This is a genomic window from Actinacidiphila sp. bgisy144 (assembly GCF_057708105.1).
The window spans coordinates 61,070-85,178 of sequence record NZ_JBYIRM010000032.1 but is presented as its reverse complement, the minus strand read 5'-3'; the positions used below and the strand labels follow the sequence as shown (position 1 = coordinate 85,178).

The window sequence follows — 24,109 nt, the reverse complement described above, 5'->3', positions numbered from 1 at the left end:
TCCCCGGTGCCCGGCGTCCGCCCGGGCACCTGTCCACCCAGAGGGAGGGCCCCTGCTATGCACAGCGATCCCGCCGCCATCGAGGAGCGGTTGCGGCGTGTGCTGGACCAGCGGCTGCGGCCGGCCGTGCACGCGCGGACGGTGCCACTGGCCGTGGAGGTGTGGCACGTGCCGGGTGAACCGGTGCCGGTGGCCGAGGCGTTGGCCGCCGGGTACGGTCCGGCGCGGGTCGGCGACCGGTGGGGGCCGGCCTGGTCGACGAGCTGGTTCCGGCTCGCCGGCCGGGTGCCGCGGGAGTGGGCGGGGCTGCCGGTGGAGGCGGTGGTGGACCTGGGGTTCGGCACGACCGCGCCCGGGTTCTCCACCGAGGGGCTCGCCTACCGGCCGGACGGCACCGCGGTGAAGGCGCTCAACCCGCGCAACACGCATCTGCCGGTCGCCTCCCCGGCGGCCGGCGGCGAGGAGGCGGTGTTCTACGTCGAGGCGGCGGCGAACCCGGTGGTGATGCACACCGGCCCGGACCAGCTGACGTTCGGCGTCACCTCGGCCGGCGACCGGGCCGGCTGGCTCGCGGACGGCGAGGGCGGCGGGGGCGGCGCGGGCATCGGCGGCGAACCCCTGTACCAGCTGCGGCGCGCGGACCTCGCGGTCTTCGACGCGGGCGTCTTCGAACTGGTCCAGGACCTCGACGTGCTGGGCGAGTTGGCGCGGGAGCTGCCCGAACAGGCCACCCGGCGCTGGCAGATCCTGCGGGCGGTCGAGGACGCGCTCGACGTCATCGACCTCCAAAACATCGGCGGCACCGCGGCCGCCGCCCGCCAGGTGCTGGCGCCCGCGCTCGCCGCCCCGGCGTCCGCCGGCGCGCACCGCGTCTCCGCGGTCGGCCACGCGCACATCGACTCCGCGTGGCTGTGGCCGCTGCGCGAGACAGTGCGGAAGGTGGCCCGGACCGTCTCCAACGTCACCGAACTGATGGACGGCCACCCGGAGTTCAGGTTCGTGATGAGCCAGGCGCAGCAGCTGGCGTGGCTGAAGGAGCACCGCCCGGAGGTGTACGCGCGAGCCCAGGAGAAGGCGCGGACCGGGCAGTTCCTGCCGACCGGCAGCCTGTGGGTGGAGCCCGACACCAACATCACCGGCGGCGAGTCGCTGGTCCGGCAGTTCGTGCACGGCAAGCGGTTCTACCTCGCGGAGTTCGGGGTGGAGACCGAGGACATGTGGCTGCCGGACACCTTCGGCTACAACGCGGCGCTGCCGCAGCTGATGAAGCTGGCTGGGGTGCGCTGGTTCCTCACCCAGAAGATCTCCTGGAACACCACGAACGCCTTCCCGCACCACACGTTCCTGTGGGAGGGCATCGACGGCAGCCGCGTCTTCAGCCACTTCCCGCCGGTCGACTCCTACAACAGCGGGCTGACCGGGGCCGAACTCGCGCACGCCGAGCGGAACTTCCGGGACAAGGCGCACACCCACCGCTCGCTGGTGCCGTTCGGGTACGGCGACGGCGGGGGCGGTCCCACCCGGGAGATGCTGGCGCGGGCCGCGCGGGTGGCCGACCTGGAGGGCTCGCCGCGCCTGAGCGTGGAGGGGCCGGCCGAGTTCTTCCCGAAGGCCCGCGCGGAGTACCCCGAACCGCCGGTGTGGGTGGGCGAGTTGTACCTGGAGTTCCACCGCGGCACCCTGACCAGCCAGCACCGTACGAAGCAGGGTAACCGGCGCAGCGAACACCTGTTGCTGGAGGCCGAGTTGTGGTCGGCGACCGCGGCGCTGCGGACCGGGGCGCCCTACCCGTACGACGCGCTGGACCGGCTGTGGAAGACGGTGCTGCTGCACCAGTTCCACGACATCCTGCCGGGGACCTCGATCGCCTGGGTGCACCGGGAGGCGGAGCAGACGTACGCCGAGGTGACGCGGGAGCTGCGGGAGCTGGTGGACATCGCGCAGCGGGCGCTGGCCGGGGGCGGCGGCGGCACGGTGGTGTTCAACGCGGCGCCGCACGCCCGCGACGGGGTGCCCGCGATGGGTGCCGCCCCGCGCGGCGCCGGCCCCGCCGCGGTGCGGCCGGTGCCGTCCGGCGGCGGTTTCGTGCTCGACAACGGCCTGGTGCGCGTCACCGTCGACGGTCGCGGCCTGATCACGTCGGCGTACGACGTGGGTGCGGGGCGGGAGGCGTTGCCGCCGGGGGCGGTGGCGAACCTGCTCCAGTTGCACCAGGACTTCCCGAACCGCTGGGACGCCTGGGACATCGACGCCTTCTACCGCAACGCGGTGCGCGACCTGACCGAGGCGGAGTCGGTCACCGCGGACGAGGGCGCGGGCGGGGTGCGGGTGGTCCGCGGCTTCGGCGACTCCCGGGTGGAGCAGGTGCTCACCTTGCGCGAGGGCGCCCGGCAGGTGGACATCGACACGGTGATCGACTGGCACGAGCGGGAGAAGCTGCTCAAGGCGGCCTTCCCGCTGGACGTGCGGGCCGCGCACTCCACCGCGGAGATCCCGTTCGGCCACGTGGAGCGCCCGACGCACGTCAACACCAGTTGGGACGCGGCCAAGTTCGAGGTGTGCGCGCACCGCTTCCTGCACGTCGGCGAGCCCGGCTGGGGTGCCGTGCTGGTCAACGACTCCACCTACGGCCACGACATCACGCGGGACGTGCGGCCGGACGGCGGCACCACCACCACGGTCCGGCTGTCGCTGCTGCGCGCGGCGCGCTTCCCGGACCCGGAGCAGGACCAGGGCCGGCACCGCCTGCGGTACGCGTTCGCCGTCGGCGCCGAGGTGCCGGACGCGATCCGCGCGGGCTACCGGATGAACCTGCCCGAGCGGAGCGTGCCGGGTACGGCGGCGGTCGCGCCGCTGGTCGCCGTCGACCACGACGGGGTCGTCGTCACCTCGGTGAAGCTCGCCGACGACCGGTCCGGGGACGTCATGGTGCGGCTGTACGAGGCGCACGGCCGGCGGGCGCGGGCCACGCTGACGGCGTCGTTCGCGCCTGCGTCGGTGACGGTCACCGATCTGCTGGAGCGGCCGCTCGCGGACGACGGAAGCTGTACGGCCGACGGGGCCGGTGTGCATCTGGCGCTGCGGCCGTTCCAGATCCTGACGCTGCGGCTGGCGCCGGGGCGGCCCTGAGACCGGCCCGGGGCGCGCGGGTGTCCGCGCGCCCGGGGGTCGGGCGGCCCTCGGCGATCACGCCGGTCGGGCTCAGTGCAGGGGCGAGATCGCGGTCGGGATGCCGATGCTGGAGGTGGCGTGGGCGATGTTCTGCGGGCCGTTCTCGGGCGGCCAGATCCCCCGGTCGTAGGACTCCTTGCGGATCTCCAGCCGGGCGTTGAGATCCGGGAACGGCCAGATGTGGGTGATCCTGGGGATGCCGTCCAGGCCGTACATGGCCGCGGTCAGCGGGTACATCCGGGTCCGTTCGGGCACCGCCTTGCGCCAGCCGCTCATCGTGGGGTTCAGGCCGCCCAGCTTCAGGTGGTAGGTGCGGAACTCGTACACGCCCCCGTACGCGCCCGGGGTGACGTCCGGGAGGAAGGGGAACATGCGGTAGGTCTCCACGGTGAAGTGGTCCAGGTGGTCACCGATGCCGAACGGGTCGGCGCTGGTGAGCAACCGCTCGCGCTCCCGGGCCAGTTCGGCGGCGTCCTCGAAGCCGCGCAGCACCAGCAGCCGGCCGAAGATCTCGCCGTGCTCGATCTCCCAGCAGCCCAGCAGCCGCCCGGGCGCGCCGGCCGTGTAGGACTCCAGCGGTCCGAGCACGTCGGGCACCGCGAACAGGGTGACCTGGAGGGTGGCGATCTCGTACAGCATCTGCGGTCCTCGTTCCGGGAGGAGGGGTTCCGGGTCTCCAGGATCGCGTGCGGCCGGCCACACCGTGTCGGCGCCCCCTGCCAGGGCCCCCGTTACCAGGCGGAGTGCTCGGACTCCTGGTCGGCGAAGCGCCACGTCATGGTGGGCAGCCCCTCGCGGTCCCATTCGTAGTGCTCCAGCAGCGTGGTGCGCTCGTCGAAGACGCGGCTGACGGCGAGCACGCCGTTGGGGTGCCAGTCCTTGAACTCGCCCACCACCTGGCCCATCCGCAGCGAGCCCTTCGAGCGGAGGGTGCCGTCCGGGTACCACTCGATGGACGGGCCGTCGGGCACGCCGTCCCGGTAGGTGCTCAGCGCGACCCGGGCCTCGCCCGCGAACTCCTCCACCTCGCCGGTGAACAGTTCGTTCCGATACACGACGCGCAGTTCCTCGTCCTTGCCGACGTCCGGATCGTCGAAGTTGATGCGCTGCACCGGCCTCACTCCTGTCCCAGTCCCCTTTGTTCCGTTCCGCCCCGCGACGCCCGTGCGGCGGCGGCCGTCCGCCCGCGCCACCAGCCGGGCGGAAGACCGTACCGGACCTGCCTGGACCCCAGTATGGCCGCCCCGGGGCGCTTCGGTGACCGCCGATCGTGCCGAATCGCCCGACAGGCCCCAAGCGCCCCGGAAGGTGCGCTCAGCCGACTTCGGCGGCCGGCCGCTCGGAGGTCCGCGCGAGCCACGCGGCCACCTCCGCGGGCGGGAGGACCGCCTCGAGCGCCACCTCACCCGGCATGCCGGCGAAGAGCCGCCCGGCAGGCCAGCTGCGGACGTACGACGGCGGGTCGAGGACGAGCACGCGGACGCCGTCCACCGGCGGGATGTCGGCGGGGATGCCCTCGTTCCAGATCACGGTGCCGTCGGCCGCCGCCAGGTCGAAGGAGCCGGTGGTGTCGGGTGCGGGCGTGCCCGGGGACGCGTCGCGGCAGACGGCCGCGGCAGGCGCGGCGGGCGCCTCGCCGGGCAGGTGGCCGCCGCCGACGAGTTCGGCGGCGAGCAGCGTGTGCAGCTGGAAGTTGTCGCCGAGGCCGCTGATCCGCAGCCGGTAGCCGGTGCCGGTCGGGCGGTGCAGCACCACCAGCGGCTCGTCGTCGAGGACGGCGAGCATGTAGCGCAGGTACTTCAGGCCGCCCCCGGTCGCGTCGCCGAGCCGCTCGGCGGCGTCGATCAGCGCGGAGCGGTCGGGCACGGCCTGGCGCACCGCCTTGTGGTTCAGCACCGCGACCGCGGCCATCTCCCACTGCGGCAGCGTCCACCACGCCTCGGTGGCGGGCTGGCCGACCCGGTCGAAGACGGCGTCCTCGGGGTTGGTCCGCTGCGGGTCGGGCAGGTCGCCGCCACCGGTGGCCGCCCACCGCGCGGTGAACTCCTCGGCGGCGGCGAGCGCTTCGCCGAGCCCGGCGAGGACGTTCGGCGCGCAGGCGGCCGGGTCGGCGCCGCGCTCCACGGCCGCGCCGACCACCACCGCGACCACCGATCGCGGCCCGAGCGGCACTTCCGGCGCCAGCGCCGCCAACCGCGGTGCCACAGCGGCCAGTTCCCCGTCGTCCGCCGTCTGGAACGTCTCCTGGAGCCGCCCGAACGCGACCCCCGAGGCGTGCGCGTCCCGCGCCCGCACGGCGGTCTCGAAGTCGGCGGTGGCGCTGGTGAAGGTGGCTTGTCCGGAGTTCACCCCGGCAGCCTATCGGCCGCGGCACCGCGCCGAAGCCGTCGCCGCCGGCGGGGTGTGCCCTCCTCGGGTGCGCGGGCCACGTCGAACGGCGGCCTCGCCCGGCCGACCCGACCGAGCGACGACGAACCGAACCCCATCCTGTACAGCGGGACTTCCGGGGTACGCGGGGGGGTGGTCCGGCGGTCGGTCAGGTCTCGGGGGTGGTGAACTCCGGCTGGTCGAGGATGCGCAGCCAGGTGCCGTCCGGCTGGCGGCGGGCGACCTGGGCGCGGGCGCCGGCGCCGTCGCGCGGGGCGGTGGAGGTGAGCGCGATGTCGCCGTGGACGAGGGTCGGGAGGGGTTCTTCGGGCGCGAAGTGCGGCCGGGCGGCGAGCACCTTCTCCCACAGCGCGCGGATGGCCTCGCGGCCGACGGTCCGCCCGCCGGGCGGGTAGGCCAGGACGGCGTCCTCGGCGTAGAGCGCGGCGACCCCGGCGGCGTCGCCGGCGTTGGACCGCTCCACGAACAGGCGGGTGATGTCCTCGGGCCGTTCGGCCCCGGCGTACTCCGGCATGGTGTGCCTCCTCGGTCGTCGGCCTGGACTTCCAGCGTGGCTCCGCCCGGATGAGAAGTCCAACAGATGGTTCTGCTGCGAACTAGAATCAGTAGTTATGGACCTCAGGCAGCTGGAGTACTTCGTCGCGGTCGCGGAGGAGCGCAATTTCACGCGGGCCGCCGAGCGCGTGCACATCAGCCAGTCCGGGGTGAGCGCGCAGATCCGGCGCCTGGAGCAGGAGTTGGGCGCGGAGCTGTTCGACCGTTCCGCGCGGGTGGTGGCGCTGACCGTCGCGGGCAAGGCGGCGCTCGCACACGCCCGGGCCGCGCTGGCCGCCGCCGGCGCGGTGGCGCACGCCGTCGGGGAGGTCAGCGAGGTGGTCCGGGGCCGGCTGGCGGTGGGGATGGTGGTGGGCTGCACCGTGACCCCGCTCTTCGACGCGCTGGCCGCCTTCCACCGGGCGCACCCGGGGGTCGGGATCGCCCTGCTTGAGGGCGGTTCCGAGGCGCTGGTGGAGGATGTGCGGTCCGGGGCGCTCGACCTCGCGCTGGCCGGGACGGCGAGCCCCGCGCCGGACGGGCTGGAGGCGCTCGTGGTCGTCGGCGAACGCCTGGTCGCCGCGGTCCCGCCCGGGCACCCCCTCGCCGCCCGCGGCTCCGTGGCGCTGGCCGACCTCGCCGCCCACCCGGTGATCTGCATGCCCGCCGGCACGGGGCTGCGCACCGTTTTCGACCGGGCGTGCGCGGCGGCCGGGGCGCAGCCGGTGGTCTCCTGCCAGGCGAGCGCGCCCGACGCGATCGCGGACCTCACCGCCCGCGGGCTCGGCGTGGGCGTGCTCAGCGCCTCCATGGCCGAGCGGTACCGCGACCGCCTGCTCGCCCTCCCGATCGAGGACGCCGCCGCACCCGCGTACCTGTCCCTGCTGTGGCGCCCCTCCCCCGCCCCGGCCCTGCGCGCCTTCCTCCCGCACGCCCACCGCGCTTTCGCCTGACGCACCGTCATATCAGCGCTTCAGCAAGGCAGTTGGGTCGTCACGGTTCGAAGCGGTAGCCCATGCCCGGTTCGGTGATGAGGTGGCGGGGGCGGGACGGGTCGGGTTCGAGTTTGCGACGCAGCTGGGCGAGGTAGACGCGCAGGTAGTTGGTCTCGGAGCGGTAGGAGGGGCCCCAGACCTCCTGGAGGAGCTGGGTCTGCGTGACCAGCCGCCCGGGGTTGCGGACCAGGACCTCCAGCAGGTGCCACTCGGTGGGCGTCAGCCGTACGTCGGCGCCCGCGGCGGTGTGCACCTTCTTCGCCGCCAGGTCCACGGTGAAGGCGTCGGTGGCCACCACGGCCTGGTCGTCGGCGCCGGTGCTGGTCCCGGGTTCGGCGCGGCGGACCGCGGCGCGCAGCCGGGCCAGCAGCTCGTCCATGCCGAAGGGCTTGGTGACGTAGTCGTCGGCGCCCGCGTCGAGCGCCTGGACCTTCTCCTTGGAGGCGTGCCGGGCCGACAGCACGATGATCGGCACCCGGGTCCAGCCGCGCAGGCCGCGGATCACGTCGGCGCCATCCATGTCGGGCAGGCTCAGGTCGAGCAGCACCACGTCGGGGTTGTGGGCGGCGGCCAGCCGCAGCGCGCCCGTGCCGTCGGGGGCGGCGTCCACCTCGTAGTGCCGGGCGCGGAGGTTGATCACCAGCGCCCGGACCAGCTGGGGTTCGTCGTCGACCACCAGGACCCGTGTCATCGTTCCGGCGCCGCCTCTCGCAGCTCGGGGGCCGGGGCCGGCCCGGGGGCGGTGGGCAGCGTGAAGACCATGCTCAGGCCGCCCCCGGGGGTGTCCTCGGCGGTGAGGGTGCCGCCGGTGGCCTCGGTGAAGCCGCGGGCGACGGCCAGGCCGAGGCCGACGCCGGTCCCGGCGGTGGGCGCGTCGCCGTAGCGCTGGAAGGGCTCGAAGACCAGGTCCTTCGCCTCCTCCGGTACGCCGGGCCCGCGGTCGATCACCCGCACCTCGACCCGGGTGCCGTCCGGCAGGGCGAGCGGGTCGGCCCGGATCACCACGGGCCGCCCGGGCGGGCTGTACTTGACGGCGTTCTCCACCACGTTGGCGACCGCCCGCTCCAGCAGCCCGGTGTCCACCCGCACCAGCGGCAGCGCCTCGGGCAGCTCCAGGCGTACGGCGTCGGCGGGTACGTCGGCGAGCGCGGCGGGCACCACCTCCTCCAGCGCGACCTCGCGCAGCAGCGCGTGGACCGCGCCGGTGCGCAGCCGGCTCATGTCGAGGAGGTTGCCGATGAGGTGGTTGAGGCGGTCGGCGCCGGTCTCGATGCCCGCGAGCAGCTCCGCCTCGTCCTCCTCGCTCCAGTCGACCTCGTCGGAGCGCAGCGAGGTGACCGCGGCCTTGATCCCGGCGAGCGGGGTGCGCAGGTCGTGGGAGACGGCGGCGAGCAGCGCGGTGCGGATGCGGTTGCCCTCGGCGAGGCGGCGAGCCCGGGCGGCCTGCTCGGCCAGCCGCCGCCGCTCCAGCAGCGCGGCGGTCTGCGCGGCGAACGCGACCAGCACCCGGCGGTCCTCGGCGGGCAGCACCCGGCCGTTCAGCGCCAGCACCAGCCGCTCCCCGGCCGGGACTTCGACGTCGGCGGCTTCGGGTTCCAGCGCGGGGTGCGGCCCCACCGAGGCCGCGGTGCTCCAGCCCCCGGCCGCCTCGCCCCCGTCACCCGTCGTTCCGCCGTCGCCGGGACCGCCGCCGTCACCGGCACCGCGACCGCCACCGTCGCCCTTGCCGTCATTCTCGCCCTCGCCCTCGCCGGGCTCTCCCGCGGGCGGCCCGCCCGCGTCCGGGCCCGCGGTGAACTCCAGCAGCGCCGCCGACTCCATCGCGAAGGTCTCCCGGACCCGGTCCAGCAGCGCGGTGATGCTGTCGGTGCCGTCCTCCCCGCGCAGCACCGCCCCCGCGAGGTACCCCAGGATCTCCGTCTCCGCGCGGCTGCGGGCCGCCTGCTGGGCTCGGCGCGCCGCGAGGTCGACGACGGAGGCGACCGAGATGCCGACGGCGACGAAGATCGCCAGCGCGAGCAGGTTCTGCGGGTCGGAGATGGTGAAGGTGTGGGTGGGCGGCGCGAAGTAGTAGTTGAGCAGGAGCGAGCCGACCAGGGCCGCCGCGATCGCCGGGAAGACCCCGCCGACGAGGGCGGCGGCGACGGTGAGCGCGAGGAAGAGCAGCAGCGGCGTGGTGAGCCCGGGGGTGCCGGTGCCGGCCCGCAGCAGCAGGGTGAGCAGCGGCGGGCCGCCGACGCCGATCAGCCAGCCGCCGACCGCGCGGGCCCGGCCCAGGCCGATCGGCAGCCGCCCGGGCAGTCGGGGCCGCCCGCCGGCCACGTGCTCGTGGGTGACGATGTGCACGTCGATGTCGCCGGACTCGCGGGCGACGGTCGCGCCGACGCCGGGCCCGAGGACGTACTGCCACGCCTTGCGGCGGCTGGAGCCGAGCACGACCTGCGTGGCGTCCACCCCGCGGGCGAAGTCCAGCAGCGCGGCGGGGATGTCGGCGCCGACCACGGAGTGGTAGCTGCCGCCCAGGTCCTCCACCAGCCGCCGCTGCCCGGCGAGGTCGCCGGCGGCCGGTCCGGCCAGGCCGTCGGAGCGGACGACGTGCACCGCGAGCAGTTCGCTGCCGGAGCCCTTGGCGGCGATCCGGGCGGCGCGCCGGATGAGGGTGGCGCCCTCGGGCCCGCCGGTCAGGCCGACCACGATGCGCTCGCGGGTCTGCCAGGTCGCGGCGATGCCGTGCTCGGCGCGGTAGCGCAGCAGGTACTCGTCGACGCGGTCGGCGGTCCACAGCAGCGCCAGTTCGCGCAGCGCGGTGAGATTGCCGGGCCGGAAGTAGTGCGAGAGGGCGGCGTCGACCCGGTCGGGGGTGTAGACGTTGCCGTGCGCGAGGCGGCGGCGCAGCGCGTCGGGGTCCATGTCGACCAGGTGGATCTGCGCGGCGCGCCGGACCACCTCGTCGGGCACGGTCTCCTGCTGCCGCACCCCGGTGATGCCCTCCACCACGTCGCCGAGGGACTCCAGGTGCTGGATGTTGACGGTGGAGACGACGTCGATGCCGGCCCGCAGCAGCTCCTCGACGTCCTGCCAGCGCTTGGCGTGGCGGCTGCCGGGCACATTGGTGTGGGCCAGTTCGTCGACCAGCGCGACCTTGGGGCGGCGGGCGAGCACCGCGTCGAGGTCCATCTCGGTGAACTGCGCGCCGCGGTGGGTGACATGGCGGCGCGGCACGGTCTCCAGGCCGGCCAGCAGCTCGCGGGTGCGCGGCCGGGCGTGGTCCTCGACGTAGGCGGCCACGACGTCGGTGCCGCGGGCGATGCGGCGGTGCGCCTCGCCGAGCATGGCGTAGGTCTTGCCGACCCCCGGCGCGGCGCCGAGGTAGATCCGCAGACTGCCGCCGTGCGACGTGCCCACCGCTGCCTCTCCCTCTCCACGGACTCCGCCCGCGAACCGCGCCCACGGACTCCGCCCGCGAACAGCACCCACCACTGCGCCCGCCGCGAAGCTCCGCGGACACCCTTGAGCATAGGCCGCCGAAGGCCGCCGCAACGCCTCCCACCAGCGGTGGCGCGGCCGCGGCCCCCCGCGGGGCGGTACGGGGAAGGGGTCGCGCCAAGGCACCAGAGGGAAAGGCGTTAAGGACGCGCTAAGATCCCGCGCCCGCCGCCCTGGATGTCCGGTTCGCCCGGACTGCGTGCCGTCTCATAGGAGGGCCCGCACTCCTTTCCGAACGGACCGCCCATGCTGTCGTCCCCCGCCCGGCCCCCGGCTGCCGCGCTCCCCGAGAGCCCCGGGTACCGGGTGAAGAAGCACCTGCTGGGCACGCCGCTCGTCACGGAGCAGCTCACGGCCGAGCGGCTGTCCAACCCGATCGCGCTGGGCGTGCTCGCCTCGGACTGCATCTCCTCGATGGCCTACGGCTCGGAGCAGATGCTCGTGGTGCTGATCCCGGCGATCGGGGTCGCCGCTTTCACCGCGCTGATACCCCTGACCGCCGCGATCCTGTGCGTCCTGCTGCTGCTCACCCTCTCCTACCGCGACGTGGTCATGGCCTACACCCGGGCCGGCGGGTCCTACGTGGTGGCGCGGGAGAACTTCGGGCCGCGGGTCGCCCAGGTCGCGGCGGTCGCGCTGCTGATCGACTACATCGTCACCGTCGCGGTGCAGGCGGCGGCCGGCACCGACGCGCTGGTCTCGCTGATCCACCTGCTGTGGGGCGACGCCCGGCTGACCGCGCTGGACGACAACAAGCTGTTCATCACCGTCGGGGTGGTGCTGCTGCTGTGCTGGGGCAACCTGCGCGGCATCCGCGAGGCGGGCCGCTCCTTCGCGCTGCCCGCCTACCTGTTCATGAGTGCGATGGCGCTGCTGATCGTCACCGGCTTCACCCGCTTCCTGCTGGGCGACCACTCCCGGATCGACGTGCACACCCCCGGCATGGTGGGCTTGGGCGGCGACACCCACGGCTTCTTCTACGGCGCCTCGCTGCTGATCCTGCTGCGCGCCTTCGCCAACGGCGGCTCCTCGCTGACCGGCCTGGAGGCGATCTCCAACGGGGTGAGCGTCTTCCGCGCCCCGCAGGGCCCCAACGCCCGCCGCACCATGGTCGCGATGTCCTGCATCCTGGGCACCGGCGTGCTCGGGGTGTCGCTGCTCGCGCACATCACCCACGCCACGCCGTACGTCGCGCAGACCCCCACCGTCGTGTCGCAGGAGGCGAGTTGGGCCTTCGGCGACAGCTGGTACGGCACCGCGGGCCTGGTCTTCGTGCAGCTGGCGACCGCGCTGATCCTGTACATGGGCGCGAACACCTCCTTCAACGGCTTCCCGTTCCTGGCCAGCTTCGTGGCCGAGGACTCCTTCCTGCCGCGCCAACTCACCCGGCGCGGGCACCGGTTGGCGTTCTCCAACGGCATCATCGTGCTGACCGTGGTGTCGCTGGCGCTGCTGTTCGCCACCAAGGGCAGCCTCAACTCGCTCGTCGGGCTGTACGCGATCGGCGTGTTCTCCGGCTTCACCATGGCCGGCGCGGGCCTGGTCCGGCACCACTGGCGGGCCCGCGACGGCCGGTGGCGGGCGAAGCTCGCGCTCAACGGGCTGGCCTGCGGGGTGTCGCTGCTGGTCGCCCTGATCTTCGCGGTCACCAAGTTCACCGAGGGCGCGTGGGTGGTGGTGCTGGTCTTCCCGCTGGGCGTGTGGGCGCTGATCAAGGTGAACCAGCGCTACCGCGAGGAGGCCGCCGCGCTGGCGGCCGCGCCCGCGGACGCCACGCTGCCGGGGGCCAGCACCCAGGTGATGTACCTCCTGGTGGACCGGGTGGACCTGGCGGTGATCAAGGCGATCCGGTACGCCCGCGCGCTGCGCCCGGCCGAGATCCGCGCGGTGCACGTCATGGTGGACGCCCAGGAGGCCAAGCGGCTGGCGGCGCAATGGAACCGCACCGAGGTGGGTGACCTGCCGCTGGAGATGGTGGAGTGCCCCGACCGCCGGATCAGCCGCGCGGTCCTGGAACTGGTCGACCGCCGGGTCCGCGAGCAGCGGGCGCAGGTGACCCTGCTCATCCCCGAGCGCAACTACTCCCCGGTGCTCGGCCGCCTCCTGCACCGCCGTACCGCCGACCACATCGCCCGCGCGGTCGGCCGGCTGCCGGACGTGGTCGCCACGATCGTGCCCTTCGACGTCGCCGAGCCGCACGAGAAGCGCGCGCCCGACGGCTCGGCCGCCGCCCGCCGCACCTGAAGGACCACCCCGACCGCCGCCGGACGCGGGCCCGTACGATGCCAGGACGCCGGGGCCGCCAGCAGGGGCCGGGCGTGCGGCCGGGTGGAAGGGGACGCCGTGATCGAGGAGTTGACGGCCTTCGTGCGTGCCCGCATGGCGGAGGACCTGTCCTGCGCGTGGGGCGGCGCGGCGGACGGCGGGCGGTGGACGGCCGACGGGCCGCGCCTGGTCGTCGGCTCCGGTGCCGCGTTCGAGATGGGCGCGCCGGCGGCCGGGCACGCCGCGCACCACGACCCGGACCGGGTGGTGCGGGCGGTAGCGGCCAAGCAGGCGATCCTCGACCGGTGCGAACGGCACCTCGAGCGGACGGCGCCCGGGCCCGGCGCCCGCGACGGCGAACTGGTCGTCGCGCAGATCCTGGTGGCGCTGGCCGCGGAGTGGGCGGCCCACCCCGACTACCGCACGCAGTGGACGGGCGCGCCCGCGCAGACGTAGCCCGCGCGCCGGGCCCGGACAGGGCAGTGGGCCGCCCCGGGTCGATCGGAGCGGCCCACCGTGACGCGCGGGCCAGGTGCGAGGCAGCCGGCCCGCGCGCGTCTCACCACCGGTACCAGCGGCCCCTCCCGGAGCCGGACCCCGGCCGGATCAGGAATCCGAGCAGCCACAGCACAAGTACGACCACCGCGACCCACCAGAGGATCTTCACGGCGAACCCGATCCCGAACAGCAGCAGCGCCAGCAGTAGCACGACGAGCAACGGTCCCATGGTTATCAGCCTCCTTGACCTGCGCCTGCCCCGCCGCCCGCACCCCACACCGGGCAACCTCCGGCGGTTCCGCGGCGGGCGGGATGCGCTATGTTCGGTGACCATGTCGCCGACCAGCCGGCCCGCCCAGCGCCCCGCGGCCCCGCCCGCCGAGGCGCTGCGGGTGATCAACTTCGACCTGGCCCGCGGCCAGCGGTTCGGCGAGCACGAGCACAGCACGCACCAGCTGGTGTGGTCCCCGGCGAGCGTGCTGACCGTGGACATCGCGGACCACTCGTGGGTGCTGCCGCCGACGCTGGCGCTGTGGATACCGGCCGGGGTGCCGCACACCACGGGGGCGACCCGCCAGGCCCAGATGCGCAGCGTCTACCTGCTGCCGGACCGCTGCCCGGTGCGCTGGACCCAGCCGACGGTGGTCGGGGTGCCGCCGCTGCTGCGCGAGCTGATCACCCACCTGGGCGACCCGGACCTCGGCGCGCAGCCGCGGGCCCGGGCCGAGGCGGTGCTGTTCGACCTGATGCGGCCGGTGGCGGTGACCACCATCGAGCTGCCGATGCCGCTGGACGAGCGGGCCCGCAAGGTCGCCGAGGCGCTGCTCGCCCGCCCGTCCGACCACCGCGCGCTGGAGGAGTGGGGCCGGGAGGTGGGCGCCAGCGCCCGCACCCTGGCCCGGCTGTTCAGCGCCGAGACGGGGATGTCGTTCGGCCGGTGGCGCACCCGGGCCCGGCTGCGCGCGGGCCTGGAGCACATGGCGGCCAACCGCCCGCTCGCGGCGGTCGCCCACCACGTCGGCTACACCACGCCGAGTTCCTTCGTCGCCGCCTTCCGGCAGGAGACCGGCCGCACCCCGGGCGCGTACTTCACCGCGCGGTGAGCGCGTCGCGTCACAGCGAACCGAGTGCCTTCTCGAAGTCGCCGAGTGCCGCGATCGCGTCCTCGTAGCCGGCGGGCAGGAAGTAGCTGCTGCCGTAGAGGCGGCCGGCCGCGCAGTTCCCCCGCGCCCCTGCGTAAGTGCCCCCTCCGGCCCGCAACCACCTGCCAGTACGTCGTGGCTGGTCGCGCAGTTCCCCGCGCCCCTGGGGTACGTGCGGCTGCTCCGCAGCGCACCGGCGCACCCGACCACGCCGAGCACCCCACCAGGGGCGCGGGGAACTGCGCGCGCAACCACCCACCACCCAGCAGCCGGCACCACACCGCACCCCCAACGGCGGGGGGAACCGTCAAGCCCGCCCGGAGGGGCTCGCTCGGATGGGCGTACGCCCGCACGCCGCCGCTGGGTACGCCTGAGCATGCGGAAGCAAGCGCACATGCCCGACAAAGGACCACTGAGGATGCCGAGCGGCCTGACCGAAGAGGAACTGTCCGCGCTGGACGCCCACTGGCGTGCCGCGAACTATCTGGCCGTCGGCCAGATCTACCTGCTGGACGCGAACCCGCTGCTGAAGGAACCCCTGCGCCCGGAGCACGTGAAACCGCGGCTGCTGGGCCACTGGGGCACCTCCCCCGGCCTGAACCTGGTCCACACGCACCTGAACCGGATCGTCCGCGCCAGGGACGTGGACGCGATCTGCGTCTGGGGCCCGGGCCACGGCGGCCCGGCGGTGCTGGCGAACGCGTGGCTGGAGGGCAGCTACACGCAGACGTACCCGGACGTCACCCGGGACGCCGCGGGGATGGGCCGGCTGTTCCGCCAGTTCTCGTTCCCGGGCGGGGTGCCGAGCCATGTCGCCCCGGAGACGCCGGGCTCGATCCACGAGGGCGGCGAGCTGGGCTACGCGCTGTCGCACGCGTACGGCGCGGCGTTCGACAACCCGGACCTGCTGGTGGCGTGTGTGATCGGCGACGGCGAGGCGGAGACGGGCCCGCTGGCGACGTCGTGGCACGCCAACAAGTTCCTGGACCCGGCGCACGACGGCGCGGTCCTGCCGATCCTGCACCTGAACGGGTACAAGATCGCGAACCCGACGGTGCTGGCCCGCCTCCCCGAGGACGAGTTGGACGCGCTGCTGCGCGGGTACGGGCACGACCCGATCGTGGTCGCCGGGGACGAACCGGCCGCGGTGCACCGGGAGATGGCCGCGGCGATGGACACCGCGCTGGAGCGGATCACGCAGATCCAGCGGGCGGCACGCCATGGCGCGGGCCCGGTCCCGGCCGGCACGGACCGCCCGCGCTGGCCGATGATCGTGCTGCGGACGCCGAAGGGCTGGACGGGCCCGGCGGAGGTCGACGGCCTGCCGGTGGAGGGCACCTGGCGCGCCCACCAGGTGCCGCTGGCGGAGGTCCGCACCAATCCGGAGCACCTGCTCCAGTTGGAGGAGTGGCTGCTGTCCTACCGTCCGGCCGAGCTGTTCGACGACACCGGGCGCCCGCGCGAGCAGGTCCTCGCGTGCGTGCCGTCCGGCGACCGGCGGCTGGGCGCGAACCCGCACACCAACGGCGGTCTGCTGCTGCGCGAGCTGCCGGTGCCCGACCTGGACCGCTTCGCGGTGCCGGTCGAGCGCCCGGGCACCGAGCTGCACGAACCCACCCGCGTGCTGGGCGGGTTGCTGGCGGAGGTGATGGCGGCGACCGCGCAGCGCCGCGACTTCCGGATCGTCGGCCCGGACGAGACGGCGTCCAACCGGCTCGACGCGGTGTACACGGCGTCGGGGAAGTCCTGGCAGGAGCGGCTGCTGCCCACCGATGAGGACCTGGACCGGCACGGGCGGGTCCTGGAGGTGCTGTCCGAACACACCTGCCAGGGTTGGCTGGAGGGCTATCTGCTCACCGGCCGGCACGGCCTGTTCTCCTGCTACGAGGCGTTCGTCCACATCGTCGACTCGATGGTGAACCAGCACATCAAGTGGCTGCGGGTGACCCGCGAGCTGCCCTGGCGGCGCCCGATCGCCTCGCTCAACTACCTGCTGACGTCGCACGTGTGGCGCCAGGACCACAACGGCTTCTCCCACCAGGACCCGGGGTTCATCGACCACATCCTCAACAAGTCCCCCGAGGTGGTGCGGGTCTACCTCCCGCCGGACGCCAACACGCTGCTGTCGGTCGCCGACCACGCCCTGCGGTCAAAGGACTACGTCAACGTCATCGTGGCCGGCAAACAGCCCTGCTTCGACTGGCTGACGATGGACGCCGCCCGCGCGCACTGCGCCCGCGGCGCGGGCATCTGGGAGTGGGCGGGCACCGAGGACGGCAGCCGCGAACCGGACGTGGTGCTGGCCTGCGCGGGCGACGTACCGACCCAGGAGGTGCTGGCCGCGGCGCAGTTGGTGCGCCACCACCTGCCGGAGCTGGCGGTGCGGGTGGTCAACGTGGTGGACCTCGCGCGGCTGCTGCCGGAGAAGGAGCACCCGCACGGGATGTCCGACCCGCAGTACGACGCGCTGTTCACCGCGGACCGGCCGGTCGTCTTCGCCTACCACGGCTACCCGTGGCTGATCCACCGGCTCGCCTACCGCCGCAGCGGCCACCGCGAGCTGCATGTCCGCGGCTACAAGGAGATCGGCACCACCACCACGCCGTTCGACATGGTCGTCAGCAACGACCTGGACCGCTACCGGCTGGTGATGGACGTCATCGACCGGGTGCCGGGGCTGGCCGTACGCGCCGCCCCCGTACGGCAGTTGATGGAGGACACCCGGCTGCGGCACCGGGGCTGGATCCGCGCGCACGGCACCGACCTGCCGGAGGTCGCCGAGTGGCGCTGGGACGGGTGAGCCCGCCGGGCTGAAGTGCCCCGTGCGGCCGTCCGGGTCCGCGCCCTTCCGCGCGGTCCCGGGCGGCCCACCGGTCAGCCCGCCGCCGGTCCCGGTGCGCGCAGCGCGGCCGCCACCGCGCGCAGGAACTGCGCGTACGCGCCCGGCGCGGGCGGCAGTTCGGGGTTCCAGGGCAGCACCTGGGCGGTGCGGGCGAGCTGCTGCCAGGCCGGGACCCCGGCCAGTTCGGCGAGCGGCACCGCGTTGGCGCGGGCGTCGGCGAGCAGCACCCCGGCGCCGCCGACCGCCTCCAGCGCCTGGTCCCAGTCGGTGGTCCGCCAGTTGACGCCCGGGCCGGGGCCGGGGTCGGGCGTGCGGACCCCGAGGTCGGCCAGGTGCCTCAGCTCCGGCCAGGTCTCCGGCCGGGCCAGGTGCACCTGCTCGGGCCCGCCCGGCGACAGCGCGACCACCCCGGCGGTGCCGGCGCCCGCCGCCAGCTCACGCAACTCCGCTTCGGCGGCGGCCAGTTCACCGTCGGCCGCGGGCGCGGGCGCACCGAACGCCGCCGCCAGCTCCGCGAACCGGCCGAGGATCGTCCGCAGCGGCGCCCCGCCCCCGACGCCGAGCGCCACCACCGGCACGCCCGCCTGCTCGGCGGCGTCCTCCGCGAGGGCGTACGCCGACTTGCCGTCGTAGGTCACGTCCACCACGACGTCCGGGCGCAGCTCGCGCAGCACCTCCGCGGTGATGTCCGCTCCCCCGCCGAGGTACGCCGCCTCCCGCGGGTCGAGCCCGCCCAGCTTGGCCGGGTCGGCCCGCGCGCCGCTGTCGTGGCCGGACCCGTAGACCGCGACCGGCCGTATGCCGTACTCCCACAGCGCCGCCCCGGCCCGTACGTACGCCACCACGCGGGGCGGCGTGCCCGGTCCGGTCGCGGTGCTGCCCCGGTCGTCGGTGAACTCCCACCCCGCCTGCCGCGCCCTGTCGTCCGCCATCACCGGCACCCCCTTCATGTCCCGTGCGGGACGCCTCACTCCTCCAGCGTTGCCTGCGCCGGCCCGCCCCCGCCCTACGCGCCGCGCTTTCCACCCTGCGCCCCGACCCGCCTTCGCGACAAGGACGCCTCGCCCGCCGGATCGCGCGATCAGCCTTCGCCGCAGGGGAGTTCGGCGGAGGAGGAAGCGCGGCCAGGTGCGTGCTGGCGATCCGGCGGTCGCCGGTCCGGCCCGGCGCTGACCGGCGAGGGAGACGTCGCGGCAGGGGTGCGGGAGTGGGACGGCGAGGGCCGCGCCGCCGCCACCGTCCGGGCCTGCTGAGCACCTGCCATGTTGTGTCGCCGAACGGCCATCGGCGGCCCATCAGTCGGCCGCGGGCCGCCGAACACGACGGTGGGGCTTCAGTAGTCGCAGCCGTTCAGCCCGCGGTAGACGAAACGGGTCAGCGCCTCGATCGCCTCGTCGTCCACCTGGTCGGCGCGCTGGGGTCGGGCCCGCAGCATGGCGTGGATCAGGTCGAACGCCATGCGCAGGGAGGTCTCCGGCGAGGCGGGCAGGGGGCGGCCGGCCTCGGCGACACAGGTGACGTGGCCCAGGATGTCGGCCATCTCGCTCGCCTCGAACCTGGCCAGTGTCGCGGCGATGTCGCCGCTCACCAACGCGGCCTCCTGCGCGGCGCGCATCGTCACGGCGTGCTCCCGGTAGAGGTGCGCGTACATGGCGATGTGTGCGCGGACGGCCTCCGGATCGGCGAAGACCCGCTTGGCCGCCGCCTTCAGTGCGACCTCGGTCTCCGCGGCCCTCTCCTTGCGTTTCACGGCACCTCCTTGACCCGGAACAGCACCAACGAGCATACTGAACCCACATTCACTGAATGCAGATTCAGAAAAGAGGTCCGATCATGGACGTACTGATCGCGGGTGCCGGTCCGACCGGCCTGACCCTGGGCATCGACCTCGCCCGGCGCGGGCTCGGCGTACGCGTCATCGACAAGGCGAGCGAGCACTTCGCGGGTTCGCGGGGCGACGGCCTCCAACCGCGCACCCTGGAGGTCTTCGAGGACCTCGGGGTCCTCGACGCGGTCCTCGCGCGAGGGCGCTCGGTGGCAACGGTCCGCGTCCACCTCGACGGCGCCCACGTCATGGACCGGCGGACGGCCGAACTGATGGAAGCGACTCCCGACGTGCCCTACCCGAACGCCTGGGTGCTCGGCCAGTCCCAGACGGAGGGCATCCTGCGGGACCGGCTCGCCGGACTCGGCGTGCGCGTCGAACTCGGCACGGCGCTGGTCGACTTCACCCAGGACGAGGACGGGGTGGCGGCGCGCCTGTCCACCGGAGAGACCGTACGCGCCTCCTACCTGGTGGGGGCGGACGGCGGACGCAGCACCGTCCGCAGGACCCTCGGCGTCCCCTTCGAGGGGACGACGGACGAGACCGTCCGGATGCTGCTCGGCGACGTGACCGCCGACGGACTGGATCACGCCTGGGGCTACTGGTTCGCCCGCGCGGACGCCCCGCAGGCCGGCGTCGGCCTGAGCCCGCTGCCCGGCACGCCCGGCCTGTTCCAGTTCAACGCGCCGCTCGTCGAGGAAGACGACGACGCCACGCTGGAGACCCTCCAGGCCGCGTTGGACGCACGCGGCGCGGGCGTCCGGCTGACCCGGCTGGACTGGTCCACCGTCTGGCGGCCGAACATCCGCCTGGCCGCGCGCTTCCGGGTGGGCCGGGTCTTCCTCGCGGGCGACGCCGCCCATGTGCATCCGCCCACCGGCGGGCAGGGGCTCAACACCGGTGTGCAGGACGCCTACAACCTCGGCTGGAAGCTGGCCGACGGCTCACCCGAACTGCTCGACAGCTACGAGAGCGAGCGGCGCGCGACCGCCCAGAAGGTCCTCACCGTCAGCACCGAACTCCTGCGCAAGCACCGGGAGGGAGCTGAGGACGCCCACGAACGCGGCGCGAACACACGTCAGTTGGACGTCTCCTACCGGACGGCCGAGGGACGGGTCGTGGCGGGCGACCGCGCTCCGGACGCACCCGTCACCGACGCCGACGGCCGGGCCATACGGCTCTTCGACCTCTACCGCGGCCCCCACGCCACCCGACTGACGTTCGGCGCACCCGCACCGGACGCCCCCCACGCCTTCGCGGTCCTCCGCCCCGGCCAAGCCGCGACCGGCCCCCATGTCATCGACACCCACGGGCACGCCTACCGGGCCTACGACGCCTCGGACGGCACCAGCCTCCTCATCCGCCCCGACGGCTACATCGGCCGGCGCCGCTGAGCGAGCGCCGGCGCCCGAAGCCGCCTGGCATCCTCCCCCTCCCCGCGCCGTCACCAGTTGCGGCCGACCCGGACGCCGGCGCCGGACGGCCGAGCAGCACACCGGCCAGCACTAGCGGCAGCCCCGCGAACTGTCGTACGGTGAGCGGCTCGTGGGCGACGGCGGTGCCGAGCAGCACCCCGGTCACCGGGTTGAGCAATCCCACCAGGCCGACCGTCGCCGCGGGCAGCCGGCTCAGCGCGGCGAACCAGGCGGTGAACGCGACGGCCGTGGCGATCACCGCGACATAGCCGAACCCGAGCAGCGCGCGGCCGTCGAGCGCGGGCGGCGCGCCCTCGAAGGCCGCGGCGAACGGCAGCAGCAGGAGGCCGCCGGCGAGCAACTGCCAGCAGGTGGAGGCCAGGACGTCCACCCCGGTGCCCCAGCGCTTGGCCAGCACGTAGCCGAGCGAGGACAGCAGCATCGCGCCCGCGGACGCGGCCACCCCCAGCAGGTCCGCGCCGCCCGACCCGCCCCACAGCATCAGGCACACCCCGCCGATGCCGACGCCCGCGCCCGACAGGTGGGCGGCGCGCGGGCGTTCGCCGACCAGCGGCCACGCGATCAGCGCCATCACCAGCGGTGCCGCGGCCATCACGGTCGCCGCGGTGCTGGTCGGCAGGCGCTGCGCGGCGAGGTACACCAGCGCGAAGAAGCCCCCGGCGTTGAGCACCCCGAGCACCGCGGACCGCCACCACCACGCCCCGCGCGGCAGCCGGCGGCGCAGCGCGAGCAGCAGCAGCCCGGCCGGCAGCGCCCGGATCGCCCCGCCGTAGAGCGGGTCGCCCGGGGGCAGCGCCGCCTTGGTGACGTAGTAGTTGGCGCCCCAGGCCACTGGGGCGACCGCCGCGAGGAGCACCCACCGAATATTAGCTTCCATGGAAGATACTATGCCTTCCACGGAAGCTATAGTGAAGCCATGCCCGCAGAACCCGCCGGCTCCGGCCCGCCGCTCGACCACATCGCCCGCATCCAGGCGGAGTGGGCCCGCGAACGGCCCGGGGTGGACGTCTCCCCGCAGGGCGTGATCGGCAGGCTGCACCGCATCGCGGGCATGCTCACCGAGCAGCTCTGCGTGGTCTACCGCCGGTTCGGCCTGAGCGAGGGCGAGTTCGACGTGCTCGCCGCCCTGCGCCGGGCCGGGGCCCCGTACGAGCGCGCGCCCGGCGAACTGGCCGCGCACACCATGGTCACGACCGGCGCGATGACCAAGCGGATCGACCGGCTGGAGCGCGGCGGCCTGGTCGCCCGCCGCCGCGCCGCCGCCGACGGACGCGGCCGCGTGGTCCGGCTCACGCCCGCCGGGCGGGACCTGATCGACCGGGCCTTCACCGAGCACATGCGCAACGAGCGCCGGCTCCTCGACGCGCTGCCCCCGCAGGAGGCCGCCCAACTCGAAGCCCTCCTGACCGCCTGGCTCTCCCGCCTCGAACCGCCGCGCACGGAAGGGTGATCGCCGCCGACGCGGCGCTTCCGCAAGGAGAGCGGACCGCCCGCGGACGGGCGGGCGGACCGATGCGGATACGTGATCGGTCGTGATCAGGAATCGTCGTTGGACGGCCGCGCCGCGTGTGCTGCATGCTTCGGGACATGACGACGCACCCGCCCGCGGACCGACCCGGCCCCTGCGGCCCGGCACGCGGCGGGGCGCCTGCCCGCTGTTGCTGCGGCTAGCAGCGGCGTCCGACCGTCGCGGGCCAGTGCTGCCGCCCGGGTGCTGGCGCGGGTGACCCGCGCCCCGCTGCCGGCGCGCATCCCCGGGTCCGCTCGTCCGCGGCCGCGCCCGTATCCGTACGTCCCCGTACACCCCCCGCACCCGTCACCGTATGCACGCGCCCGCGCGCCCCTGCCCCCGAGGACACCGCCATGACTTCCGTGAACGCTGCTCCCGCCCCCGCGGCCTGGGAGATCCCGCCCGCGCTGGGCCCGCGCGGCACCGTCGTGCTGCTGCCGGGCCGCGGCGAGGACCCGCTGCTGTACGAGCGGTTCGGCACGCGGCTGGCCGCGGACGCCTACCGGGTGCGGGCGGTGGCCGACCCGAGCAGGTGGCCGCGGGAGGCGGCGGCGCAGGTGCGGGAGGTGCTGGCGGACGCGGACACGGTGCGGCCGGTGGTGCTGGCCGGGTCGGACGCGGGCGCGCTGTTCGCGGTGGGGCTGGTGGCGGCCGGCGAGGTGGCCGTGGACGCGCTGCTGCTGGCCGGGCTCCCGACGGACAAGGACGCCGATGGCGCCCAAAGCGCCGAGTGGGAGGAGGAGTTGGGGACGCGCACCGCGTGCCCCACGCACCAGGGGCGGCTGGCCGCGGCCGAACGGCTGGAGCGCGGCGCGCTGTTCCGGCCGCTGCCCCCGCAGTGGTACGACCGCGCGGAGTTCGCGAAGGTGGCGGTCCCGGTGCTCGGCCTGCACGGCGCGGCCGATCCCGTAAGCCCGGTGGACGCGGCCCGCACCGCCTACACGGCCGCGCCCCGCGCGGAGTTGGTGACCCTCGCCGACGGGCGCCACGACGCCTTCAACGACATCTCGCACCGCAGCGCCGCCGCGACCGTGGTGCTCTTCCTGGAGCGGCTGCGGCAGGGCGCGGACCTCGCGCCCATCGCGACGCGCGAGCCGCTGCCCGGGCAGGCCGCCGGCTAGACGGCGGCGGCCAGCAGGTCGCGCACCGCGGCGGCGGTGGCCCCGGCCAGTCCCGGCGGCGCGTCCGCCCTGGTCCGCAGGTGGAGCGGTTCCGGCGGCACCGGCGGGAGGTCCGCGCACCGCTGGAGCCCCTCCGGCGGCGGGCCGACGTCGGCGAGCAGGCCGACGCCCAGCCCGCCGCGGATCGCGTTCATCACCCCGGCGAGGTAGGCCGCCTCCACGACGACCGCCGACGCCACGCCGTGCCGGGCCAGGGTGTCCAGCGCGCGGCGGCGGATCGTGCAGGGGTGGTCGATGACGACCACCGGGACGGGCACCCCGGGCGCCGGCATCCGCCAGCCGGGCGCCGCGAACCACGCCAGCGGCAGTTCCCCGGCCGGCACGCTGCCGCCCGCGCCCGTGTCGCCGACGAAGACGGCCACGTCGATGCCGCCGCGGTCCACGCCGTCGCTCAGCCGGGTGCCGCGGTCCAGCCGGAACCGTACCCCGCGGCCCGGGTAGTGCTCCTTGAGCGCGCCCGTGATCGCCGGGAGGATGCGGTCGGCGGCGTGCTCGGTGGCACCGACCACGAGGGTGCCCGCCCCCGCGGCGCCGCCCGCGCCCCGGCCGAGGCGGGCCAGCGCCTCGTCATGGGCGGCGAGGATCTTCCGCGCCTCGGCGAGCAGGATCTCCCCGGGCGCCGTCAGCCGCGTCACCCGCCCGACCCGCTCCACCAGCGGCCGCCCCACCGCCTTCTCCAGCCGCCGCACATGCTGGCTCACCGCCGACTGCGACATCCCGATCGCCGCAGCCGCCCGGTGGAACCCGCCGCAGTCGGCGATCGAGGTGAAGCTGCGCAGCGCAGCGATGTCCAGCACGTCGGCCATCCGCGAAGCGTACCGATCCGCCGTTTCAGC

At 74.8% G+C, this 24,109-nt stretch carries 21 protein-coding genes; 9 read left to right on the top strand and 12 right to left on the bottom strand.

Annotated features, from left to right (window positions below):
• The first annotated feature begins 57 nt into the window (after positions 1-57).
• Positions 58-3,129, top strand: coding sequence for an alpha-mannosidase (locus tag AC3EVP_RS29710; protein WP_435135192.1), 3,072 nt, complete (start codon positions 58-60; stop codon positions 3,127-3,129).
• 72 nt (positions 3,130-3,201) lie between these two features.
• Here AC3EVP_RS29710 and AC3EVP_RS29705 read toward each other — a convergent pair whose 3' ends face one another.
• The 4 genes from AC3EVP_RS29705 to AC3EVP_RS29690 all read right to left on the bottom strand — a co-directional run bounded on the left by AC3EVP_RS29705 (position 3,202) and on the right by AC3EVP_RS29690 (position 6,073).
• Entirely contained in the window at positions 3,202-3,810 is a 609-nt protein-coding gene (locus AC3EVP_RS29705; RefSeq protein ID WP_435135189.1) for an NIPSNAP family protein, read from the bottom strand.
• 92 nt (positions 3,811-3,902) lie between these two features.
• The gene (locus AC3EVP_RS29700) at positions 3,903-4,283 is read right to left on the bottom strand and encodes a toxin-antitoxin system YwqK family antitoxin (RefSeq protein WP_335979487.1); all 381 of its coding nucleotides are present in this window, start codon (positions 4,281-4,283) and stop codon (positions 3,903-3,905) included.
• A 202-nt stretch (positions 4,284-4,485) separates the two neighbouring features.
• Positions 4,486-5,520, bottom strand: coding sequence for a hypothetical protein (locus AC3EVP_RS29695; protein ID WP_435135186.1), 1,035 nt, complete (start codon positions 5,518-5,520; stop codon positions 4,486-4,488).
• Positions 5,521-5,707: 187 nt separating this feature from the next.
• Entirely contained in the window at positions 5,708-6,073 is a 366-nt protein-coding gene (locus AC3EVP_RS29690) for a YybH family protein (protein ID WP_435135183.1), read from the bottom strand.
• Between the two features lie 97 nt (positions 6,074-6,170).
• Here AC3EVP_RS29690 and AC3EVP_RS29685 point away from each other — a divergent pair, with 97 nt between their 5' ends.
• Positions 6,171-7,046, top strand: coding sequence for a LysR family transcriptional regulator (locus tag AC3EVP_RS29685; protein WP_435135180.1), 876 nt, complete (start codon positions 6,171-6,173; stop codon positions 7,044-7,046).
• Positions 7,047-7,086: 40 nt separating this feature from the next.
• On the opposite strand, the gene AC3EVP_RS29680 is transcribed toward AC3EVP_RS29685, so the two are convergent.
• Positions 7,087-7,779, bottom strand: a complete 693-nt coding sequence (locus AC3EVP_RS29680) for a response regulator (RefSeq protein WP_335979470.1) — start codon at positions 7,777-7,779, stop codon at positions 7,087-7,089.
• A complete protein-coding gene (locus tag AC3EVP_RS29675; protein ID WP_435135177.1) occupies positions 7,776-10,493 on the bottom strand; it encodes a DUF4118 domain-containing protein in 2,718 nt (905 codons plus the stop codon). Before AC3EVP_RS29675 ends, AC3EVP_RS29680 begins: the two co-directional genes overlap by 4 nt.
• 327 nt (positions 10,494-10,820) lie before the next feature.
• Between AC3EVP_RS29675 and AC3EVP_RS29670 the strand changes: the two genes are divergently transcribed.
• Together AC3EVP_RS29670 and AC3EVP_RS29665 are read left to right on the top strand one after the other, a co-directional pair.
• A complete protein-coding gene (locus tag AC3EVP_RS29670) occupies positions 10,821-12,818 on the top strand; it encodes an APC family permease (protein WP_435135174.1) in 1,998 nt (665 codons plus the stop codon).
• Positions 12,819-12,917: 99 nt separating this feature from the next.
• Positions 12,918-13,295, top strand: coding sequence for a DUF6221 family protein (locus tag AC3EVP_RS29665; protein ID WP_435135171.1), 378 nt, complete (start codon positions 12,918-12,920; stop codon positions 13,293-13,295).
• Positions 13,296-13,398: 103 nt separating this feature from the next.
• Here the strand turns inward: AC3EVP_RS29665 and AC3EVP_RS29660 are convergent, their stop codons facing one another.
• Positions 13,399-13,566 (bottom strand): hydrophobic protein, encoded by a 168-nt coding sequence (locus AC3EVP_RS29660; RefSeq protein ID WP_200823292.1) that lies wholly within the window; start codon positions 13,564-13,566, stop codon positions 13,399-13,401.
• Positions 13,567-13,669: 103 nt separating this feature from the next.
• Here AC3EVP_RS29660 and AC3EVP_RS29655 point away from each other — a divergent pair, with 103 nt between their 5' ends.
• Complete coding sequence (locus AC3EVP_RS29655; RefSeq protein ID WP_435135167.1) at positions 13,670-14,440, top strand: AraC family transcriptional regulator; 771 nt, start codon at positions 13,670-13,672, stop codon at positions 14,438-14,440.
• A gap of 10 nt (positions 14,441-14,450) precedes the next feature.
• Here AC3EVP_RS29655 and AC3EVP_RS29650 read toward each other — a convergent pair whose 3' ends face one another.
• A complete protein-coding gene (locus AC3EVP_RS29650; RefSeq protein WP_435135164.1) occupies positions 14,451-14,597 on the bottom strand; it encodes a hypothetical protein in 147 nt (48 codons plus the stop codon).
• Positions 14,598-14,897: 300 nt separating this feature from the next.
• Between AC3EVP_RS29650 and AC3EVP_RS29645 the strand changes: the two genes are divergently transcribed.
• Positions 14,898-17,279 (top strand): phosphoketolase family protein, encoded by a 2,382-nt coding sequence (locus tag AC3EVP_RS29645; RefSeq protein ID WP_435135161.1) that lies wholly within the window; start codon positions 14,898-14,900, stop codon positions 17,277-17,279.
• Positions 17,280-17,353: 74 nt separating this feature from the next.
• Here AC3EVP_RS29645 and AC3EVP_RS29640 read toward each other — a convergent pair whose 3' ends face one another.
• Positions 17,354-18,253: a substrate-binding domain-containing protein gene (locus tag AC3EVP_RS29640; RefSeq protein ID WP_435135158.1), complete on the bottom strand. Its 900-nt coding sequence runs from the start codon at positions 18,251-18,253 to the stop codon at positions 17,354-17,356.
• Positions 18,254-18,654: 401 nt separating this feature from the next.
• Positions 18,655-19,071: a hypothetical protein gene (locus AC3EVP_RS29635; protein WP_435135155.1), complete on the bottom strand. Its 417-nt coding sequence runs from the start codon at positions 19,069-19,071 to the stop codon at positions 18,655-18,657.
• An 83-nt stretch (positions 19,072-19,154) separates the two neighbouring features.
• Here AC3EVP_RS29635 and AC3EVP_RS29630 point away from each other — a divergent pair, with 83 nt between their 5' ends.
• The gene (locus AC3EVP_RS29630; RefSeq protein WP_435135153.1) at positions 19,155-20,540 is read left to right on the top strand and encodes an FAD-dependent monooxygenase; all 1,386 of its coding nucleotides are present in this window, start codon (positions 19,155-19,157) and stop codon (positions 20,538-20,540) included.
• On the opposite strand, the gene AC3EVP_RS29625 is transcribed toward AC3EVP_RS29630, so the two are convergent.
• Positions 20,503-21,459 (bottom strand): DMT family transporter, encoded by a 957-nt coding sequence (locus AC3EVP_RS29625; RefSeq protein ID WP_435135150.1) that lies wholly within the window; start codon positions 21,457-21,459, stop codon positions 20,503-20,505. The genes AC3EVP_RS29630 and AC3EVP_RS29625 overlap by 38 nt on opposite strands.
• Positions 21,460-21,498: 39 nt before the next feature.
• On the opposite strand from AC3EVP_RS29625, the gene AC3EVP_RS29620 reads away from it, so the two are divergent.
• Positions 21,499-22,032 (top strand): MarR family winged helix-turn-helix transcriptional regulator, encoded by a 534-nt coding sequence (locus AC3EVP_RS29620; protein ID WP_435135147.1) that lies wholly within the window; start codon positions 21,499-21,501, stop codon positions 22,030-22,032.
• A gap of 413 nt (positions 22,033-22,445) precedes the next feature.
• A complete protein-coding gene (locus AC3EVP_RS29615; protein ID WP_435135145.1) occupies positions 22,446-23,213 on the top strand; it encodes an alpha/beta hydrolase in 768 nt (255 codons plus the stop codon).
• Here the strand turns inward: AC3EVP_RS29615 and AC3EVP_RS29610 are convergent.
• Positions 23,210-24,079 (bottom strand): LysR family transcriptional regulator, encoded by an 870-nt coding sequence (locus AC3EVP_RS29610; protein ID WP_435135142.1) that lies wholly within the window; start codon positions 24,077-24,079, stop codon positions 23,210-23,212. The two genes, AC3EVP_RS29615 and AC3EVP_RS29610, sit on opposite strands and share 4 nt — an antisense overlap.
• Positions 24,080-24,109 lie beyond the last annotated feature (30 nt).

What these genes read in the sequence shown, in the direction of transcription:
- AC3EVP_RS29615 (WP_435135145.1), top strand. Translation starts at nt 22,446, where the DNA reads ATGACTTCCGTGAACGCTGCTCCCGCCCCCGCGGCCTGGGAGATCCCG.
- AC3EVP_RS29620 (WP_435135147.1), top strand. Translation starts at nt 21,499, where the DNA reads ATGCCCGCAGAACCCGCCGGCTCCGGCCCGCCGCTCGACCACATCGCC.
- AC3EVP_RS29640 (WP_435135158.1), bottom strand. Translation starts at nt 18,253, where the DNA reads ATGGCGGACGACAGGGCGCGGCAGGCGGGGTGGGAGTTCACCGACGAC.
- AC3EVP_RS29685 (WP_435135180.1), top strand. Translation starts at nt 6,171, where the DNA reads ATGGACCTCAGGCAGCTGGAGTACTTCGTCGCGGTCGCGGAGGAGCGC.
- AC3EVP_RS29660 (WP_200823292.1), bottom strand. Translation starts at nt 13,566, where the DNA reads ATGGGACCGTTGCTCGTCGTGCTACTGCTGGCGCTGCTGCTGTTCGGG.
- AC3EVP_RS29670 (WP_435135174.1), top strand. Translation starts at nt 10,821, where the DNA reads ATGCTGTCGTCCCCCGCCCGGCCCCCGGCTGCCGCGCTCCCCGAGAGC.
- AC3EVP_RS29655 (WP_435135167.1), top strand. Translation starts at nt 13,670, where the DNA reads ATGTCGCCGACCAGCCGGCCCGCCCAGCGCCCCGCGGCCCCGCCCGCC.
- AC3EVP_RS29690 (WP_435135183.1), bottom strand. Translation starts at nt 6,073, where the DNA reads ATGCCGGAGTACGCCGGGGCCGAACGGCCCGAGGACATCACCCGCCTG.
- AC3EVP_RS29625 (WP_435135150.1), bottom strand. Translation starts at nt 21,459, where the DNA reads ATGGAAGCTAATATTCGGTGGGTGCTCCTCGCGGCGGTCGCCCCAGTG.
- AC3EVP_RS29645 (WP_435135161.1), top strand. Translation starts at nt 14,898, where the DNA reads ATGCCGAGCGGCCTGACCGAAGAGGAACTGTCCGCGCTGGACGCCCAC.
- AC3EVP_RS29710 (WP_435135192.1), top strand. Translation starts at nt 58, where the DNA reads ATGCACAGCGATCCCGCCGCCATCGAGGAGCGGTTGCGGCGTGTGCTG.
- AC3EVP_RS29630 (WP_435135153.1), top strand. Translation starts at nt 19,155, where the DNA reads ATGGACGTACTGATCGCGGGTGCCGGTCCGACCGGCCTGACCCTGGGC.
- AC3EVP_RS29680 (WP_335979470.1), bottom strand. Translation starts at nt 7,779, where the DNA reads ATGACACGGGTCCTGGTGGTCGACGACGAACCCCAGCTGGTCCGGGCG.
- AC3EVP_RS29610 (WP_435135142.1), bottom strand. Translation starts at nt 24,079, where the DNA reads ATGGCCGACGTGCTGGACATCGCTGCGCTGCGCAGCTTCACCTCGATC.
- AC3EVP_RS29705 (WP_435135189.1), bottom strand. Translation starts at nt 3,810, where the DNA reads ATGCTGTACGAGATCGCCACCCTCCAGGTCACCCTGTTCGCGGTGCCC.